Origin of the sequence: Streptomyces sp. NBC_01016, from assembly GCF_026341035.1 — a bacterium.
In the GTDB taxonomy this organism is placed as follows: Bacteria; Actinomycetota; Actinomycetes; order Streptomycetales; family Streptomycetaceae; genus Streptomyces.
This window is the reverse complement of record NZ_JAPEOQ010000001.1, coordinates 3,495,646-3,510,702: the sequence shown is the minus strand read 5'-3', so window position 1 is coordinate 3,510,702 and position 15,057 is coordinate 3,495,646. Positions and strand designations below refer to the sequence as shown.

General features: G+C 69.2%; 15 protein-coding genes. 6 read left to right on the top strand and 9 right to left on the bottom strand.

All coding sequences use genetic code 11. The features are described 5' to 3' along the window. The first annotated feature begins 25 nt into the window (after window positions 1-25). The 3 genes from OG746_RS16065 (at window position 26) to OG746_RS16055 (ending at window position 2,058) form a co-directional block, all read left to right on the top strand. Window positions 26-448 carry an acyl-CoA thioesterase gene (locus OG746_RS16065; protein ID WP_266715282.1) on the top strand — a complete coding sequence of 141 codons (423 nt, stop codon included), beginning with the start codon at window positions 26-28 and terminating at the stop codon, window positions 446-448. Between the two features lie 23 nt (window positions 449-471). Beyond that, window positions 472-957: a GNAT family N-acetyltransferase gene (locus tag OG746_RS16060; protein WP_266715281.1), complete on the top strand. Its 486-nt coding sequence runs from the start codon at window positions 472-474 to the stop codon at window positions 955-957. 147 nt (window positions 958-1,104) lie between these two features. Then, window positions 1,105-2,058 (top strand): hypothetical protein, encoded by a 954-nt coding sequence (locus tag OG746_RS16055; protein ID WP_266715280.1) that lies wholly within the window; start codon window positions 1,105-1,107, stop codon window positions 2,056-2,058. Between the two features lie 49 nt (window positions 2,059-2,107). Here the strand turns inward: OG746_RS16055 and OG746_RS16050 are convergent, their stop codons facing one another. From OG746_RS16050 to OG746_RS16015, 8 genes are all read right to left on the bottom strand, one after another. Then, window positions 2,108-3,460, bottom strand: coding sequence for a nucleobase:cation symporter-2 family protein (locus OG746_RS16050; protein ID WP_266718989.1), 1,353 nt, complete (start codon window positions 3,458-3,460; stop codon window positions 2,108-2,110). Between the two features lie 356 nt (window positions 3,461-3,816). Beyond that, window positions 3,817-5,202 carry an 8-oxoguanine deaminase gene (locus tag OG746_RS16045; protein ID WP_266715279.1) on the bottom strand — a complete coding sequence of 462 codons (1,386 nt, stop codon included), beginning with the start codon at window positions 5,200-5,202 and terminating at the stop codon, window positions 3,817-3,819. A gap of 46 nt (window positions 5,203-5,248) precedes the next feature. Beyond that, the gene (locus tag OG746_RS16040) at window positions 5,249-6,655 is read right to left on the bottom strand and encodes a nucleobase:cation symporter-2 family protein (protein ID WP_266715278.1); all 1,407 of its coding nucleotides are present in this window, start codon (window positions 6,653-6,655) and stop codon (window positions 5,249-5,251) included. Window positions 6,656-6,741: 86 nt separating this feature from the next. After that, window positions 6,742-7,677: a factor-independent urate hydroxylase gene (gene pucL, locus OG746_RS16035; protein WP_266715277.1), complete on the bottom strand. Its 936-nt coding sequence runs from the start codon at window positions 7,675-7,677 to the stop codon at window positions 6,742-6,744. Between the two features lie 5 nt (window positions 7,678-7,682). Beyond that, on the bottom strand, window positions 7,683-8,093 hold the full coding sequence (gene uraH, locus OG746_RS16030; RefSeq protein ID WP_266715276.1) for a hydroxyisourate hydrolase: 411 nt from the start codon (window positions 8,091-8,093) through the stop codon (window positions 7,683-7,685). A 20-nt stretch (window positions 8,094-8,113) separates the two neighbouring features. Then, complete coding sequence (gene uraD / locus OG746_RS16025) at window positions 8,114-8,620, bottom strand: 2-oxo-4-hydroxy-4-carboxy-5-ureidoimidazoline decarboxylase (protein ID WP_266715275.1); 507 nt, start codon at window positions 8,618-8,620, stop codon at window positions 8,114-8,116. Between the two features lie 160 nt (window positions 8,621-8,780). Next, on the bottom strand, window positions 8,781-9,092 hold the full coding sequence (locus OG746_RS16020; protein WP_371591162.1) for a helix-turn-helix domain-containing protein: 312 nt from the start codon (window positions 9,090-9,092) through the stop codon (window positions 8,781-8,783). Window positions 9,093-9,142: 50 nt separating this feature from the next. Then, window positions 9,143-9,409 carry a hypothetical protein gene (locus OG746_RS16015; RefSeq protein WP_266715273.1) on the bottom strand — a complete coding sequence of 89 codons (267 nt, stop codon included), beginning with the start codon at window positions 9,407-9,409 and terminating at the stop codon, window positions 9,143-9,145. A gap of 497 nt (window positions 9,410-9,906) precedes the next feature. On the opposite strand from OG746_RS16015, the gene OG746_RS16010 reads away from it, so the two are divergent. From OG746_RS16010 to OG746_RS16000, 3 genes are all read left to right on the top strand, one after another. Further along, on the top strand, window positions 9,907-10,743 hold the full coding sequence (locus OG746_RS16010) for a TIM barrel protein (RefSeq protein WP_266715272.1): 837 nt from the start codon (window positions 9,907-9,909) through the stop codon (window positions 10,741-10,743). Window positions 10,744-10,841: 98 nt separating this feature from the next. Continuing rightward, window positions 10,842-11,738, top strand: a complete 897-nt coding sequence (locus tag OG746_RS16005; RefSeq protein ID WP_266715271.1) for a 2-hydroxy-3-oxopropionate reductase — start codon at window positions 10,842-10,844, stop codon at window positions 11,736-11,738. A gap of 171 nt (window positions 11,739-11,909) precedes the next feature. Then, a complete protein-coding gene (locus OG746_RS16000; protein WP_266715270.1) occupies window positions 11,910-13,367 on the top strand; it encodes a catalase in 1,458 nt (485 codons plus the stop codon). A gap of 434 nt (window positions 13,368-13,801) precedes the next feature. Here OG746_RS16000 and OG746_RS15995 read toward each other — a convergent pair whose 3' ends face one another. Further along, on the bottom strand, window positions 13,802-14,785 hold the full coding sequence (locus OG746_RS15995) for an erythromycin esterase family protein (RefSeq protein WP_266715269.1): 984 nt from the start codon (window positions 14,783-14,785) through the stop codon (window positions 13,802-13,804). Between the last annotated feature and the right edge of the window lie 272 nt (window positions 14,786-15,057).

The window sequence follows — 15,057 nt, the reverse complement described above, 5'->3', positions numbered from 1 at the left end:
AACGCCCCCCATCGAGAGGAACGTCGTGGCAGAGCAGTTTTCCGTGCCGGTCGAGGTGCGCGGGTACGAGATCGACGTCAACGGACACCTCAACCAGGCCGTCTATCTGCAGTACGCGGAGCACGCGCGCTGGTCGTTCCTGCAGCACGCAGGACTCGACGACAAGGCGCTGCTCGGCCGCGGCGTCGGTCCGGTCGTCCTGGAGACGAACATCCGCTATCTGCGGGAGCTGCGCGCGGGCGAGGTCGTCGACGTGAGCTGCGCCTTCGAGTTCGGCGACGGCAAGGTGTTCCGCGTCCACCAGAAGATCCGCAAGGCGGACGGCACGGTGGCGGCCGAGGTGTCCGCGGTGAGCGGCGTCATGGACCTCACCGAACGCAAGCTGGTGAAGAACCCGGGGGAGATCTTCAAGGAGCTGGCCTCCGCCCCGGCCGTCCTCGGCCTCTGACCGGCGCCGCCCCTGCCCCGCCCATGAACATCCGCAGCCGTTCCTACGGACACTCCGACGCGGCCTCGCTCAGCAACCAGGTGCAGGCCGAGTACCGAAAGCGCTTCGGCTACGACGACTTCACCGATCTGCACCCCGCGCACTTCGACCCGCCGCAGGGCCTGTTCCTCGTCGCGTACGACGCCGGGGACCCGGTCGCCTGCGGAGGCTGGCGCGCGCAGGACCGCGACGGCGAGGGCTATGCGGACGGTGACGCCGAGTTGAAGCGGATGTTCGTCGTGGAGCGGGCGCGCGGCCGGGGCCTCGCGCGCCGGATCCTGGCCGCGCTCGAGGGGAGCGCACGGGACGCGGGCCGTACGCGGATGGTCCTGGAGACGGGCGTGCACCTGCCGGAGGCGATCGGCCTGTACGAGGCCGACGGCTACCGCCCGACACCGCCGTTCGGCCCGTTCCGCGCCTACGGCGACAGCCGCTTCTACGCCAAGTCGCTCGCGCTGCCCGGACGTTGAGACGGCCTGCCCCGGCAGTGGGGGCGGCGTCACCCCCTTGCCCCGTATCCCGAAGATCGCTACGGTCCCCGTCGACCCGGTTTTCTACGCGCGTCAACCTCGTGCTCAGCACCGGCCGAACGTCCCCTACGCGAGAGGCCCCCGCCCATGCAGTTGCGCCACAAGTCCCTGCTCTGCGCCGCCTTGGTGACCCTGGCCCTCGCCGCGCCGGCCCGCGCGGACGCCCCGGCGGACACCGCGCCGCGGACCGGCGGTTGGCAGCAGGTCGGCGACGACGCCACCTCCGGGGTCAGCGGGCTCGCGCTCTCCGGCAGGGCCGCGGCGGACGGCGCCGTGGACGCCCTCGTCGTCCACGACAACAAGAAGCCCGGACAGTCGCGGATCAGCCGCGTCACCTTCCACCCGTCGGCGCCGAAGGACACGACGGTCGCCCCGGTCGCGTGGGACGGCATGGAGCCCAAGGACCTGGAGGCGATCGAGGCGGTGCCGGGCACGGACGGCGAGTTCATGGCGCTGGCCAGCAGGGGCCTCGTGTACCGGCTGCACGTCGACGGGAACACCGCGCGGGTGCTCGACCTGACGCCGCTGCCCGCGATCCCCGAGGGCGCGGACTTCGAAGGCTTCGCGCTCGGCACGGCGCACGGGAAGACGGTCGCCGTGTGGGCGGACCGGGGCGCGGGCGCGGACCGCCCGGCGACGGTGTTCGCGGCGCCGTTCTCCCTCAACGAGTACGGGGAGGCGGAGTTCGGGAGCGTACGCAAGGCGGAGTTCCGCGCGGCCTACCCGAAGGGGGATGTGCGGCACGTCTCCGACATATCCATCGCCAAGTCCGGCCGGATCATGGCGAGTTCGGCCTCGGACGCCGGGGACGACGGACCGTTCGCCTCGGCGGTGAGCGAGGCGGGACGGGTGTCGCTGAACGCCTCGGGCAGCGCGGCGACGCTGCGGATCGGCGCGCCGCGGAGCGCGCCGGACAGGTTCGACGGCCGCAAGATCGAGGCGGTGGAGTGCCTGCCGGGCGCGGACGGCCGGGCCCTGCTCGGTACGGACGACGAGAATCTGGGCGGATTCGTCAAGTCGGCGTCCGTGTGCGGCGGTTGAGGCGCGAGCGGGGGTGGCGCCGTCGGCCGCGCCACCCCCGCCGCGTAGCTCAGTGCGCGCCCGCCGCCGTCGGCTCGGTGCGCTGGCTCGCGATGTCGCCGCCCGACTCCATCGGATGCGTGACGTCGTCGGCGTCGCGCCCCTTGCCGATGTGGTTGAACAGCAGGTTGAGGACGACCGCCGCGACACAGCCGGTCGAGATGCCCGAGTCCAGGATGATCTTCGCGTTCTCCGGGAACGCGTGGTAGAACTCCGGGACCGCGATCGGGATCAGGCCCACGGCGAGCGAGACGGCGACGATGAGGACGTTGTTGTCCTTGTCCAGGTTGGCCTTGACCAGGGTCTGGATACCGCTGGCCGCGACCGAGCCGAACAGCACGACGCCGGCGCCGCCGAGCACCGGGCGCGGCACGACGGCGATCAGCGAGGCCGCCATCGGGCACAGGCCCATCAGGACGAGGAAGCCACCGCCGACCGCGACCACGAACCGGCTGCGGATCTTCGTCATCGCGACGAGGCCGATGTTCTGGGCGAACGCACTGCACATGAAGCCGTTGAACAGCGGGCTGATGGCGGTGCCGAGGGTGTCGGCGCGCAGACCGGCCGCGATCGTCTTCTCGTCGGCCGGGCGCTCGACGATCTCACCGAGGGCGAGCATGTCGGCGGTCGACTCGGTCATCGAGACGACCATGACGACGATCATCGAGACGATGGCCGCGCCCGCGAACTGCGGGGCACCGAAGTGGAACGGGGTCGGGAAGCCGACGATGTCCGCCTCGCCGACCGGCGAGAAGTCCGTGACGCCGAACGGGATCGCGATCACCGTGCCGATCACCAGGCCGAGCAGGACCGCGATCTGCTTGACGAAGCCCGCCGTGAAGCGGCGGATGATCAGCACGATCACGAGCGTGATGCCCGCGAGCGCCAGGTTCTTCATCGAGCCGTAGTCCGGCGCCTTGGCGTCGGGCCCCTGTGCCCAGCCGAACGCGACCGGCATCAGCGAGACACCGATGAGCGTGATGACCGTGCCGGTGACGACCGGTGGGAAGAACCGGACCAGCTTGGAGAAGAAGGGTGCGGCTATGAAGCCGAGCACACCCGCGACGATCACCGCGCCGAAGATGATCGGCAGCGCGTCGTCCTTGTCCTTCGTCGAGCCGACGACGGCGAGCATCGGGGCGACGCCCGCGAAGGTCACGCCGTTCACGAACGGCAGCCGGGCGCCGATCTTCCAGATGCCGAGCGTCTGAAGGAAGGTCGCGAGTCCCGCCGTGAACAGGCAGGCGCCGGTCAGGAACGTCAGTTCCTTCGGGCTGAGGCCGATCGCCGCGCCGACGATGAGCGGGGGCGCGACCACGCCCGCGTACATCGCCGCCACGTGCTGGAGGCCGGTCGTCGCCATCTTCAGCGGTGGCAACTTCTCGTCGACCGGATGTTTGGTATGCCCCGCACGCGCCTCTTCGGGCTCGTCGGGGGTGGTGCCTTGCTTGGTGAACCTGGGCTTCGTCGCCACTGCGGCTCCTCCGGTTGTTTTCCAGCCCCGGCAGGCCGCCGGCGCTTTTCGCTTCTGGGAGGTGGTGCAAGGTGCAAGGTCGTACTGGTGGTGCTGCGGTATTCAGTTGTTGTGCGCCCAGGTACTACTGCCGCCCCGGGAACGTGAAGCTTTGGGCCACGTTCCCGGGGCGGCACTCGAGCAGCCCGCTCGGCAGCTCGAGCCCCCGGTCAGGGGCCGTCCCCCCTGACCGGAGTCTCAACAACTCAGCTCTCGGCGGTGATCCGCGCGAGTCGCTGCGCCTCCGCACGCGTGGAGCGTGCGATGGCGTCCTCGTCGACGTGCAGCAGGCGGCTGTCCTCGACCACCGGCTTGCCGTTCACGAGGGAGAGGGTGACCGGTGCGGCCGCGCCGAAGACGAGCGCGGTCACCGGGTCGGCGATCGATGCGTGGGCGAGGGTGTCCATCTTCCACAGCACCAGGTCGGCCAGCTTGCCGGCTTCGAGCGACCCGATCTGGGTTGCCCTGCCGAGGACTTGGGCGCCTCCGTACGTCCCGAGGCGCAGCGCCTGACGGGCGTTCAGGGCCGCCTCGCGGTGCGCGCCGAGGCGGTTGATGAGGAGGGCGTTGCGCAGTTCCGTGTGCAGTTCGCCCGACTCGTTGGAGGCGGTGCCGTCGACGCCGAGGCCGACCGGGACGCCGGCCGCCAGCATGTCGGGTACGCGGGCGATTCCCGCCGCCAGTCGGGCATTTGAGGACGGGCAGTGCGCCACACCCGTCTTCGTACGCCCGAACGCGGCGATGTCGGAGTCGTTCATGTGGACGCTGTGCGCCATCCACACGTCCTCGCCGAGCCAGCCCGTCGACTCGAAGTAGTCGGTCGGGCCCATGCCGAACAGCTCGTGGCAGAACTTCTCCTCCTCGACCGTCTCGCTGCCATGGGTGTGCAGCCGCACCCCGAGGCGGCGCGCCAACTCGGCGCCCTGCTTGAGGAGTTCGGTGGAGACGGAGAACGGCGAGCAGGGGGCCACGGCCACCTGCGTCATCGCGTCGAAGGAGTCGTCGTGGTGCTTCTTGACGGTCTCCTCGGTCGCGGCGAGCGCGCCGTCGAGGGTCTCGACGGCGAAGTCGGGCGGCAGGCCGCCGTCCTTCTCGCTGCGGTCCATGGAGCCGCGCGCCAGGGTGAAGCGCACGCCGGTCTCGGAGGCGGCCCGGATGATCGATCCGGAGAGGTCGCCCGAGCCCTGCGGGAACACGTAGTGGTGGTCCATGGCGGTGGTGACACCGCCGCGGGCCATCATCGCGAGGGAGCCCTGCGCCGCCGCGTATGTCATCTGCTCGTCGATGCGCGCCCACGTCGGGTACAGCGCCACCAGCCAGTTGAACAGGTTGTGGTCCGTCGCCAGGCCACGGGTGATCCACTGGTAGAAGTGGTGGTGCGTGTTGACGAGGCCGGGCGTGGCCAGGTGGCCGGTGCCGTCGATGCGTCGGACCACGTTCTCGAGGCCCTCGGGCGCGGGGCCCGCGCCGATGGACTCGATCTTGTTGTCCGCCACGACGATGTGGCCCGAGGCGTGCTCGGTGTCGTGCGCGTCGACCGTCGCGATGGCGACGTTCTCGATGACGATGCGGTTTGCCGTGGCAGGAGCCATGGTGCTGCTTCCTTCAGTCGGTGTGACGTGTGGGCACGGCAGGACCCTAGGAAGATTTGAGTGCCGCGGCAGGTGCGCCACGGGTGCCGAGATGGTGGAAGAAGAGGTTCAGCGAGACGGCGACGAGCGCGCCTGCGCTGATTCCGGAGCCGAGCACGGTCTGCGCCCAGGCCGGGAAGTCCGCGTAGAAGCTCGGTGCGGCGAGCGGGATGATGCCCGCGCCGAGCGAGACGGCCACCAGGATGATGTTGGAGCTGTCGTCGAGGCCCGCTTCGGAGAGCGTACGGATGCCGCTGACGGCGATCGAGCCGAACAGCACGATGCCCGCGCCGCCCAGGACCGGCATGGGGACCAGGGAGACGACCGCGCCGAGCATCGGGAAGATGCCGAGGATCAGGAGGGTGCCGCCCGCGACGGCGACGACGTAGCGGCTGCGCACCTTGGTCAGCGAGACGACGCCTACGTTCTGGGCGAACGCCGAGGTCGGCAGGCCGCCGAAGATCGGCCCGAGGAAGGTGGCGATGCCGTCGGTGCGCAGGCCCCGGGTGATGGTCTTCCCGTCGCACTCGCGCTCGCAGATCTCACCGATGGCCAGCATGCCGGCGCTCGACTCGGTCATCAGGACGAGCATGACGAGGCAGAGCGAGATGATCGCGGCGGGCTGGAACTCGGGGGCGCCGAAGGCGAACGGCGTCGGGAGCGCGGCCACGGGCGCCGACTTCAACGAAGAGAAGTCCGCCATACCGAAGGGGATCGCGGCGAGTGTTCCGATCAACATGCCGAAGAGCAGGGCGACTTGCTTGACGAAGCCCGTGGCGAAGCGCTGGATCAGCAGGATGACGACGAGCGTGAAGGCGGCGAGGGCGAGGTAGCGCATGTCGCCGTAGTCGGCGGCGGTCTTGTCGCCGCCCTGGGCCCAGCCGACGGGCACGGGCATCAGGGTCACACCGATGAGGGTGATGACGACGCCGGTGACGAGCGGCGGGAAGAACCTGAGCAGCCGGCCGAAGAACGGGCCGATCGCGAGACAGAAGACGCCCGCGACCATGACTGCCCCGTAAATGGCGGGGAGTTGGTCGCCTTTGGCGTTCGTCTCGGCGATGGCGAGCATCGGTGCGATGCCCGCGGAGGACGCGGCGTTGACGAAGGGCAGCCGGTTGCCGACGAAGCCCTTGACGCCGAGCGTCTGGAGCAGGGTGGCAAGACCCGCGATGAGCAGCGACGCGGCGATCAGCCGGGTCTGGCCCGCGGTGTCGAGGCGGACGGCCTGGCCGATGATGAGCGGCGGGGTGACGACGCCGGCGTACATGGCGGCGATGTGCTGGAGTGCGGCGGGCGCGAGCCGCGACGGGTGGAGCTTTTCGTCCACCGGGTGCACCTGCGATGCGGTGCTCTCCGATGGGGTGGAACACGGGCCCTCGGCTTCAGCCGGCCCCTTTGCTGGCACTGCCATTGCTTTATGTTCCCTCCGGGTGCTGCGCGCCCCCGCCTACTGCGGGTGGGAAGGGGCGCGCTGCCGCGTCAACTACGCACAGAGCGTCAGAGGTTGGTCATGTCGACCGGGATGCGCTGGTCCGCGCCGTCCCTGAGGATGGTGGCCTCGATCAGGCCGTAGGGGCGGTCGGCGGCCCAGTACACGGCGCCGTCCTTCGCCTCGTTCTCCAGGCCGAAGGCCGAGAGGTCCTGCCGGAAGTGGTGCTTGTTCGGCGCGGAGAAGCGGATCTCGTCGATCTCGCTGCGGTTGTTGATGACGCGCGAACCCATCTGGAAGAGGGTCTGCTGCAGCGACAGCGAGTACGTCTCGACGAAGGCCTGGAGGATGTGCTTCTTCGACTGCTCGTACGACTTGTTCCAGTTGGGCGTGCGCTCGTCGTCGACGCCCGTCCAGTTGTGCCGCCACCAGGTCGACAGCGACGTCGCGAGGATGCGGTCGTAGTCCTCCTTGAGCGTCGTGTACTTGTCCTTGATGTAGCCCCAGAACTCGGAGTTCGTGGTGTTCATCACGGTCAAGTCCTTGAGCCCGGACAGGACTTCGAACTTCTCACCGTCGTACGTGACCTGTACGAGCCGCGTCTCCTGGCCCTTGCGGACGAAGGAGTGCTTGACCTCGTCGGCGCCGATGAACTTGGAGCCCGCGTCGGAGCCGGCGATGCGCTCCCACGAGTACTCCTCGATGCGGATGCGCGCCCGGTGGATGGACGGCTGGCTCTCGACGAAGTGCCGGGCGAGCTCGATCCCGTACTGCTCCGCCGACTCGATGCCGTGTTCCTTGGCGAAGGCAAAGCAGGTGTTCTTGGTGGTGTCCGTCGGCAGGCAGTTGGCGTTCGACCCGGTGAGGTGCACGTCGTCGAGGTCACCGCTGAGGGCGACCGAGACGTTCAGGTCCTTGATGTGGTGGGTGTCGCCGTCCCGCGTGATCTTTACGACTCGGTTCTCGGCCTTGCCGTACTGGTTGTGACCCAGGATCGTGGGCATGTCTGCTAGCTCCCTCGGTAAACGGAGTAGCCGAACGGGTTGAGCAGCAGCGGCACGTGGTAGTGCTCGCCCGGCTTGACGGCGAACGTGATCGCCACCTCCGGGAAGAACGCTCCGGTCGTGTCGCTGTCCCGATTCGCGGGGGCGTCCTGCGTCGCATCGGCTTGCTGGTTGGCGGACTTCTTGTCGAAGTACGCCTCGGTCTCGAAGTCGAGGCGTACGTGGGTGGTGCCCTCCGGCAGCGCCGGCAGGTCCTTGCAGCGCCCGTCCGCGTCGGTGGCACTGCCGCCGAGCGCCTGCCACTCGGCGCCCGAACCGGCGCGCGCGGCAAGGGAGATGGCGACGCCCTCGGCGGGGCGTCCGATGCTGGTGTCCAGAATGTGCGTGGACACCGATGCCGTGGTCTCGGTGCTCATCAGGCGTTCGCTTCCTGTTCTTACGGTGCTTCTACGATGCGGGTCAGGCGGATGCGGTTGATCTTTCCCAGTTCGGTGCGGACGATCTCCCGCTCCTCCTCGGCCGTGTGGCCGATCCGGTCCTTGAGCGCATCGAGCATCTGCTCCGCGGTCGCGCCGGTGGCGCAGATGAGGAAGACATGACCGAACCTGTCCTGGTACGCCAGGTTGAGCTCGAGCATCTCCTTCTTGAGCTCCTCGGAGGCTCCCGCCATGCCGCGCTGCTCGCGCGAGGACGTCGGGTCGCCGGGCTTCGGGCGGCCGATCGGCGGGTGCCCCGCCATCGCCTCGGCGAGGTCGTCCGCGGTCAGCTCGGCCATCGCGGCGTCACTGGCGGTGAAGAGGGTCTCTGCGGAAGCGAAGGGGCGCTGGGCGAGAAGCTTGCTCCCCCACGCCGATGAAGCACACACCTCGTGGAGCTCGGCCTGGGCCGCGCTCTCGTCCGAGGTGTTGAACCGGGTCAGACCCGGCGTGGAACCTGAAGTCACGGGGTGCCTCCGTGGCCTTGTGCTGGACGGGCTGCAGATAGCTAACGCCCCCGGAAACATCACGTCAACACTTTGTTGAAAACTCGGAGTTACAAAAAACCGCCGTCCGGATATCGGACGGCGGCGTGGAGGCGGGCGCCTGGCTCGGTATCGTCCCAGGTCAGGGGGTCTTGTCCCGGTTGAGATAGTTGTAGACGGTGAAGCGGGAAACGCCGAGGGCGCCGGCCACTGTCTCCACACCGTGCCGCACGGAGAACGCTCCGCGCGCTTCCAGGAGCCGTACCGCCTCCTGCTTCTGCTTGCGGTCGAGCGCGGACAGCGGCATCCCCTTGGTGCGCTCCATGGCGGCCAGGATGTGGTCGAGCGAGTCCGCCAGCTGGGGCAGGCGCACGGCCACGACATCGGCCCCCTGCCACGCCAGCACGACGTCGTCGGGGCCCGCGCCGTCCGGCGGCACCATCTCCCCGCCCATGGCATCGACCAGTGGCTTCACCGCCGTGATGAAGGCGTCCCCGGTGTCGTTCACGCGTCGTCACCCTTCCCCTGGGGGTCCCCCACCACGTTGACCTGCAGCGAGATGCGCGTCGCCCCGCTTCCGAGGCTGCTGCGCAGCAGGGCGTCGACCGCGGTCAGGACCTCGTCCGCACCGCCCTCCGCCGTGTTGCCGAACGGCCCCACGTCGACCTCGTCGAGATCGGCCGCCTCGATGACCCGGCGCGCCGCGAGCGCGTGCTCGGGGGCCTCCTCCAGGTCGAAGGGCTCCGTCGTGAACTCCACTCTCAATCGCACGCGTTCAACCTAACGTGCGTGGGGCGGTCACCGGGAGCCACCGTGGGGATCAGAGCGGAGGTCAAGGCGGGGATCAAGGTGCGGGGCATGTGCTGCTCGCGCTCTCGCAGGTCCGGTAGAGCGGCGTTGCGCGTCCTGCGGGCTGCCATTGCGCAGCTGGGCGTTGGAGGGCGACACCTTGAACAGGTACGGGTTCTCCATGTCGGTGGCGCTCAGCGCGGCACTGACCGGGATCCGCCCATCTCCCCCAACTCCCGTGACCGGCAACGGGCGTTCACCTTCCCCGAACTCCACGGCCAAACACGTGTCACGCACCGGTTTCTTGAGGCCCGGACGAACGCGAGGGCGGGGCGAAATTCGACGACCCCCCTTGACAGCCGCGAGCCCTTGCAGGCAATCTTCCATCAAGTAGAAACGAACTTCCGCAATACGGAATCATCGGGTGGCTCGCACCCGGCCCCGTACCGGACACCGACCGGAAGGGAGCGCCGACCCTGATGGGCTTCGCTGACCAGCGCTTCAACGTCAACCTGTCGATCCTCTTCACCGAGCTCCCGCTCCTGGAGCGCCCCGCGGCCGCCGCCGCGGCGGGCTTCACCGCGGTCGAGCTCTGGTGGCCCTGGGTCGACGCCCCCACCCCCGAGCAGTCCGAGCTCGACGCGCTGCGCGCCGCGATCAACGACGCGGGCGTCCAGCTCACCGGCCTGAACTTCTACGCGGGTCAGCTGCCGGGCCCGGACCGGGGCGCCCTGTCGATCCCCGGCGAGGAGAGCGAGAAGTTCCGCGCGAACATCGACGTCGCGGCCGACTTCGCGCAGTCCCTCGGCTGCACGGCGCTCAACGCGCTGTACGGCAACCGCGTCGACGGCACCTCGGAGCAGGAGCAGGACGAACTCGCCCTGGAGAACCTGGTGTTGGCGGCCCGCGCGGCCGACCGCGTCGGCGCCGTGCTGCTGATCGAGGCGCTCAACGCGCCCGAGTCGCCGAAGTGCCCGATCGTGAGCGCCCCGAAGGCGATCGAGATCGTGGACAAGGTGAACGCGGCGACCGGCCTCGGCAACGCCAAGTTCCTGATGGACCTGTACCACCTGTCCATGAACGGCGAGGACCTGACGGCGATCATCAGCTCCTACACCGACAAGACGGCGCACGTGCAGATCGCCGACAACCCGGGCCGCGGCGCTCCGGGCACCGGCTCGCTGCCGCTGGAAGACCTGCTCGACCAGCTGAAGAAGGCCGGCTACGAGGGCTACGTGGGCCTGGAGTACAAGCCGGGCGACGCCCCGAGCGCCGAGGCCTTCGACTGGCTGCCGCGCGAGCACCGCGCGGCCTGAGCCGAGCCTCCGGCGGACGCGCGGCGGACGCCAACTCATAGACGTATCAACGCTGTTACGGCTACAGCGTTGCAGCTAAAGCCTTAGGAGCAACCCTCATGAGCAACAACCTCCCCAAGGTCGCGTGGATCGGTCTCGGCATCATGGGCTCCCCCATGTCGGAGAACCTGATCAAGGCCGGTTACGACGTCACGGGCTTCACCCTGGAGCAGGACAAGCTGGACCGCCTCACGACCGCGGGCGGCACCGCCGCCAAGTCGATCGCCGAGGCCGTCAAGGACGCCGACGTCGTCGTGACGATGGTTCCGGCCTCCCCGCAGGTCGAGGCGATCGCCTACGGTCCCGACGGGATCCTGGAGAACGCGAAGAGCGGCGCGCTGCTCGTCGACATGTCCTCGATCACCCCGCAGACCTCGGTCGACCTCGCAAAGGCCGCCAAGGACAAGGGAATTCGCGTCCTGGACGCCCCCGTCTCCGGTGGCGAGGCCGGCGCGATCGAGGCCGTCCTGTCCATCATGGTCGGCGGTGAGCAGGCCGAGTTCGACGAGGCCAAGCCGCTGCTCGACGCGCTCGGCAAGACCATCGTGCTGTGCGGTCCGCACGGCTCGGGCCAGACCGTGAAGGCCGCCAACCAGCTGATCGTCGCCGTGAACATCCAGGCGTGCGCCGAGGCCGTGGTCTTCCTGGAGAAGTCCGGCGTCGACCTGAAGGCGGCCCTGGACGTCCTGAACGGCGGCCTCGCCGGCTCCACCGTGCTGACCCGCAAGAAGGACAACTTCCTGAACCGGGACTTCAAGCCGGGCTTCCGCATCGACCTGCACCACAAGGACATGGGCATCGTCACCGACGCCGCCCGCAATGTCGGTGCCGCGCTGCCCGTCGGCGCCACGGTCGCCCAGCTGGTCGCCTCGCTGCGCACCCAGGGCGACGGCGGCCTCGACCACTCGGCGCTGCTGCGCGCGGTGGAGCGCCTGTCGGGCAACGACGTGGCGTAACGCCCAAGACTTCCGGGCCGTGGCGGCGCTGACACCTGTCCTGTCGCGCCCAGGCGTCGCCGCGGCCCGGAACCACATTCGCGTACCCATAACTTCAACAAACTGTTGACGTAGCTGTTCAGAGGTCCTTACGCTCCGAACACCTCAGCAGTCACAGCACGGAAGGTCACGATGTCGAAGCGCGTGCTTACGACCGAGTCCGGCGCCCCCGTCGCCGACAACCAGAACTCCGCCACCGCCGGCGTCGGTGGCCCGCTCCTGCTCCAGGACCAGCACCTCCTGGAGAAGCTCGCCCGCTTCAACCGCGAGCGCATCCCGGAGCGCGTGGTGCACGCCCGTGGCTCCGGCGCCTATGGCTACTTCGAGGTGACGGACGACGTCACCGACTACACGTACGCCGACTTCCTGAACTCGGTCGGCAAGCGCACCGAGGTCTTCCTGCGCTTCTCGACCGTGGCGGACAACCTCGGTGGCGCGGACGCCGTCCGTGACCCGCGCGGCTTCGCGCTCAAGTTCTACACCGAAGAGGGCAATTACGACCTCGTCGGCAACAACACCCCGGTCTTCTTCATCAAGGACCCGCTGAAGTTCCCCGACTTCATCCACTCCCAGAAGCGCGACCCGTTCACGGGCAAGCAGGAGCCGGAGAACGTCTGGGACTTCTGGGCGCACGCCCCCGAGGCCACGCACCAGATCACCTGGCTGATGGGCGACCGCGGCATCCCGGCGTCCTACCGCCACATGAACGGCTACGGTTCGCACACCTACCAGTGGACGAACGACAAGGGCGAGGCCTTCTTCGTCAAGTACCACTTCAAGACGAACCAGGGCATCCGCAGCCTGTCGGCCGAGCAGGGCGCCGAGCTCGCGGGCAAGGATCCGAACTCGCACCAGACGGACCTGCTGCAGGCCATCGAGCGCGGCGTCAACCCGTCCTGGACCGTGCACGTCCAGCTCATGCCGGTGGCCGACGCGGCGGACTACCGCTTCAACCCGTTCGACCTCACCAAGGTGTGGCCGCACAAGGACTACCCGCTGCAGCGGGTGGGCCGCCTGGTCCTGGACCGCAACCCCGACAACGTCTTCGCCGAGGTCGAGCAGGCCGCGTTCTCCCCGAACAACTTCGTTCCGGGCATCGGCCCCTCCCCCGACAAGATGCTGCAGGGCCGCCTGTTCGCCTACGCGGACGCGCACCGCTACCGCCTGGGCGTCAACCACACCCAGCTCGCGGTCAACTCCCCCAAGGCCACGGCCGCGAACAACTACGGCCGCGACGGCGCCATGGCCACGAACGCCTACGCCCGCGCCCACAAGAACTACGAGCCGAACTCCTTCGACGGCCCCGCCGAGACCGGCCGCCCGCTGGCCGCGCCGCTCGCGATCAACGGCCACACCGGCACGCACGAGGCGCCGGCCCACACGAAGGACGACGACTTCTTCCAGGCGGGCGAGCTGTACCGCCTGATGTCGGAGGACGAGAAGGGACGCCTGGTCGCGAACATCGCGGGCGGCCTCTCCCAGGTCTCGCGCGACGACATCGTCGAGAAGAACCTGGCCCACTTCCACGCCGCCGACGCCGACTACGGCAAGCGCGTGGAGGAGGCGGTCCGCGCCCTGCGCGAGGACTGACCTCTTCGGGCTGGGCCCCCAGACTGCGTACGAGGGTCGGCGGGAGGTCTTCCCCCGTACGCAATGGCCCGTGGCGTTCGCGTGACCCGGATGAGGGGTGGTCACGGGAACGGCTACGGGAGGACGAGGACCGCGGCGGCTTGTGCAGCGTACGAGCCAGTGCGGTGGTAATGGTTCCTCCGCTCCCCTTTCGACCTGAGGGAGGGGAACGGGCGAACCGTCGTACGACAGCCGCCGCGGTCCCAGCCAATTCCCTGACGGGGCAAGCCCGTTGGGGTTTCGGTTTCCCCGATCTCCGTCCGGTGGCGCGCATGCATGTTCCGCCAGTCGCGCGCCGTCGGACGGCAACAACTCCTCCTCCCACGGCATCCCGAACCAGAGCCCCGGATACGACGGTCCGTATCCGGGGCTCTTCGCCTGCGTACGGCAGGGACTTACGGCAGGGGCCGGGCAGGCGTCACCTCCTGCGTATGAACGACGACGTCGAACCAACTCGCGAGCGACCCACCCGACAGGTGATGGTCCTCGTCATTACGGGGGTCGTAGAACGGTCCGACCAACCGCGTACGGGTCGGGGCGTCCAGGAAGCGGCGGACCTGCGCGGGGCGCGGGAGGCCCAGATCCAGGAGGTACCCGGCCCGGTTCCCGGCGGCGCTGCCGAGGAAACTGTCCACGAAATCCGCGCTCGGAGCAGGCAGGGCCTGCGCAAGAGAACCCTGCGCAAGCGACCCCTGCGCCATGGTCAGCCCGACGGACCGGTAGTCCTCACCCAGCAATTCACGCAGGTATCCACCCATGTTCCGGTGCGTCTGCGGGGGCTCGGAGGGGGACACGGTGCGCGGGTCGCCGACGGCCGTGTGGGCCATGCCGCCCCAGTAGACGACCTTGTCGCCACTGTGCCGCTGCCACCAGGCCGCACCGTCGGCGAGTTCGCGTTCCAGTCCGGCCAGGCCGTCGAGCCGCGTGGTGTGGCGCACCGGTTCGGCGAGGGGCCGCGCGAAACGTACCGGGTCACCCGGGTGACGCTCGTTGTAGGACCGCATCCAGCGGACGAGTTCGAGGATCTCGGCGGTCCGCAAGAACGACCGCGCCTCGGCCAGCAGAACACGCGGGTCCCCTTCACCGGTGGCGACGTAGGCGTCCAGGCCCAGCCGGCCGGGGTCGTCGCCCTCCAGGGCCAGACTCCGGAACCCCTCCTCCTCCACCAGCAGCCGCACGATGCGGTGTGCCACGTCGGCCAGTTCGCGCGTCTGCCGGGCGGCGGCTCCCAGCGCCACGATCTTGGCGTCGCGCACCAGCGGGGCGAGCGGCCGCAGTTCGTCCAACGGTTCGTCGGGCTTCCTGGACGTGAGCGAGTGCGAGTACCTCTCGATCCACTCGCCGGCCGTCGCCATCGCCGTAGCCGTAGCCGTCTCCATGGGCCTGCCCTTCCCCTCCAAGCTCCGCCTCTTGCGGACCACTTGAGGAGATCGTCCAACCTCAAGATTGCTTGAGGTCAAGCGTGGCGCCGACGCTTCGCCTTGAGTGGAAGGATGCTAGGCAAGGCCGCACACGGTGCCGGGCACCACAACGGAACGCCGCCGACCTCGACACGGATCCGGGCCTCCCCGGAGGGGGCGGGCTGGTGGGAGAGGAGCGGGTGTCGGCGCAGCCGGAGCGTGGGCCGGCGCAGCGCACCGGCGACGCAGAC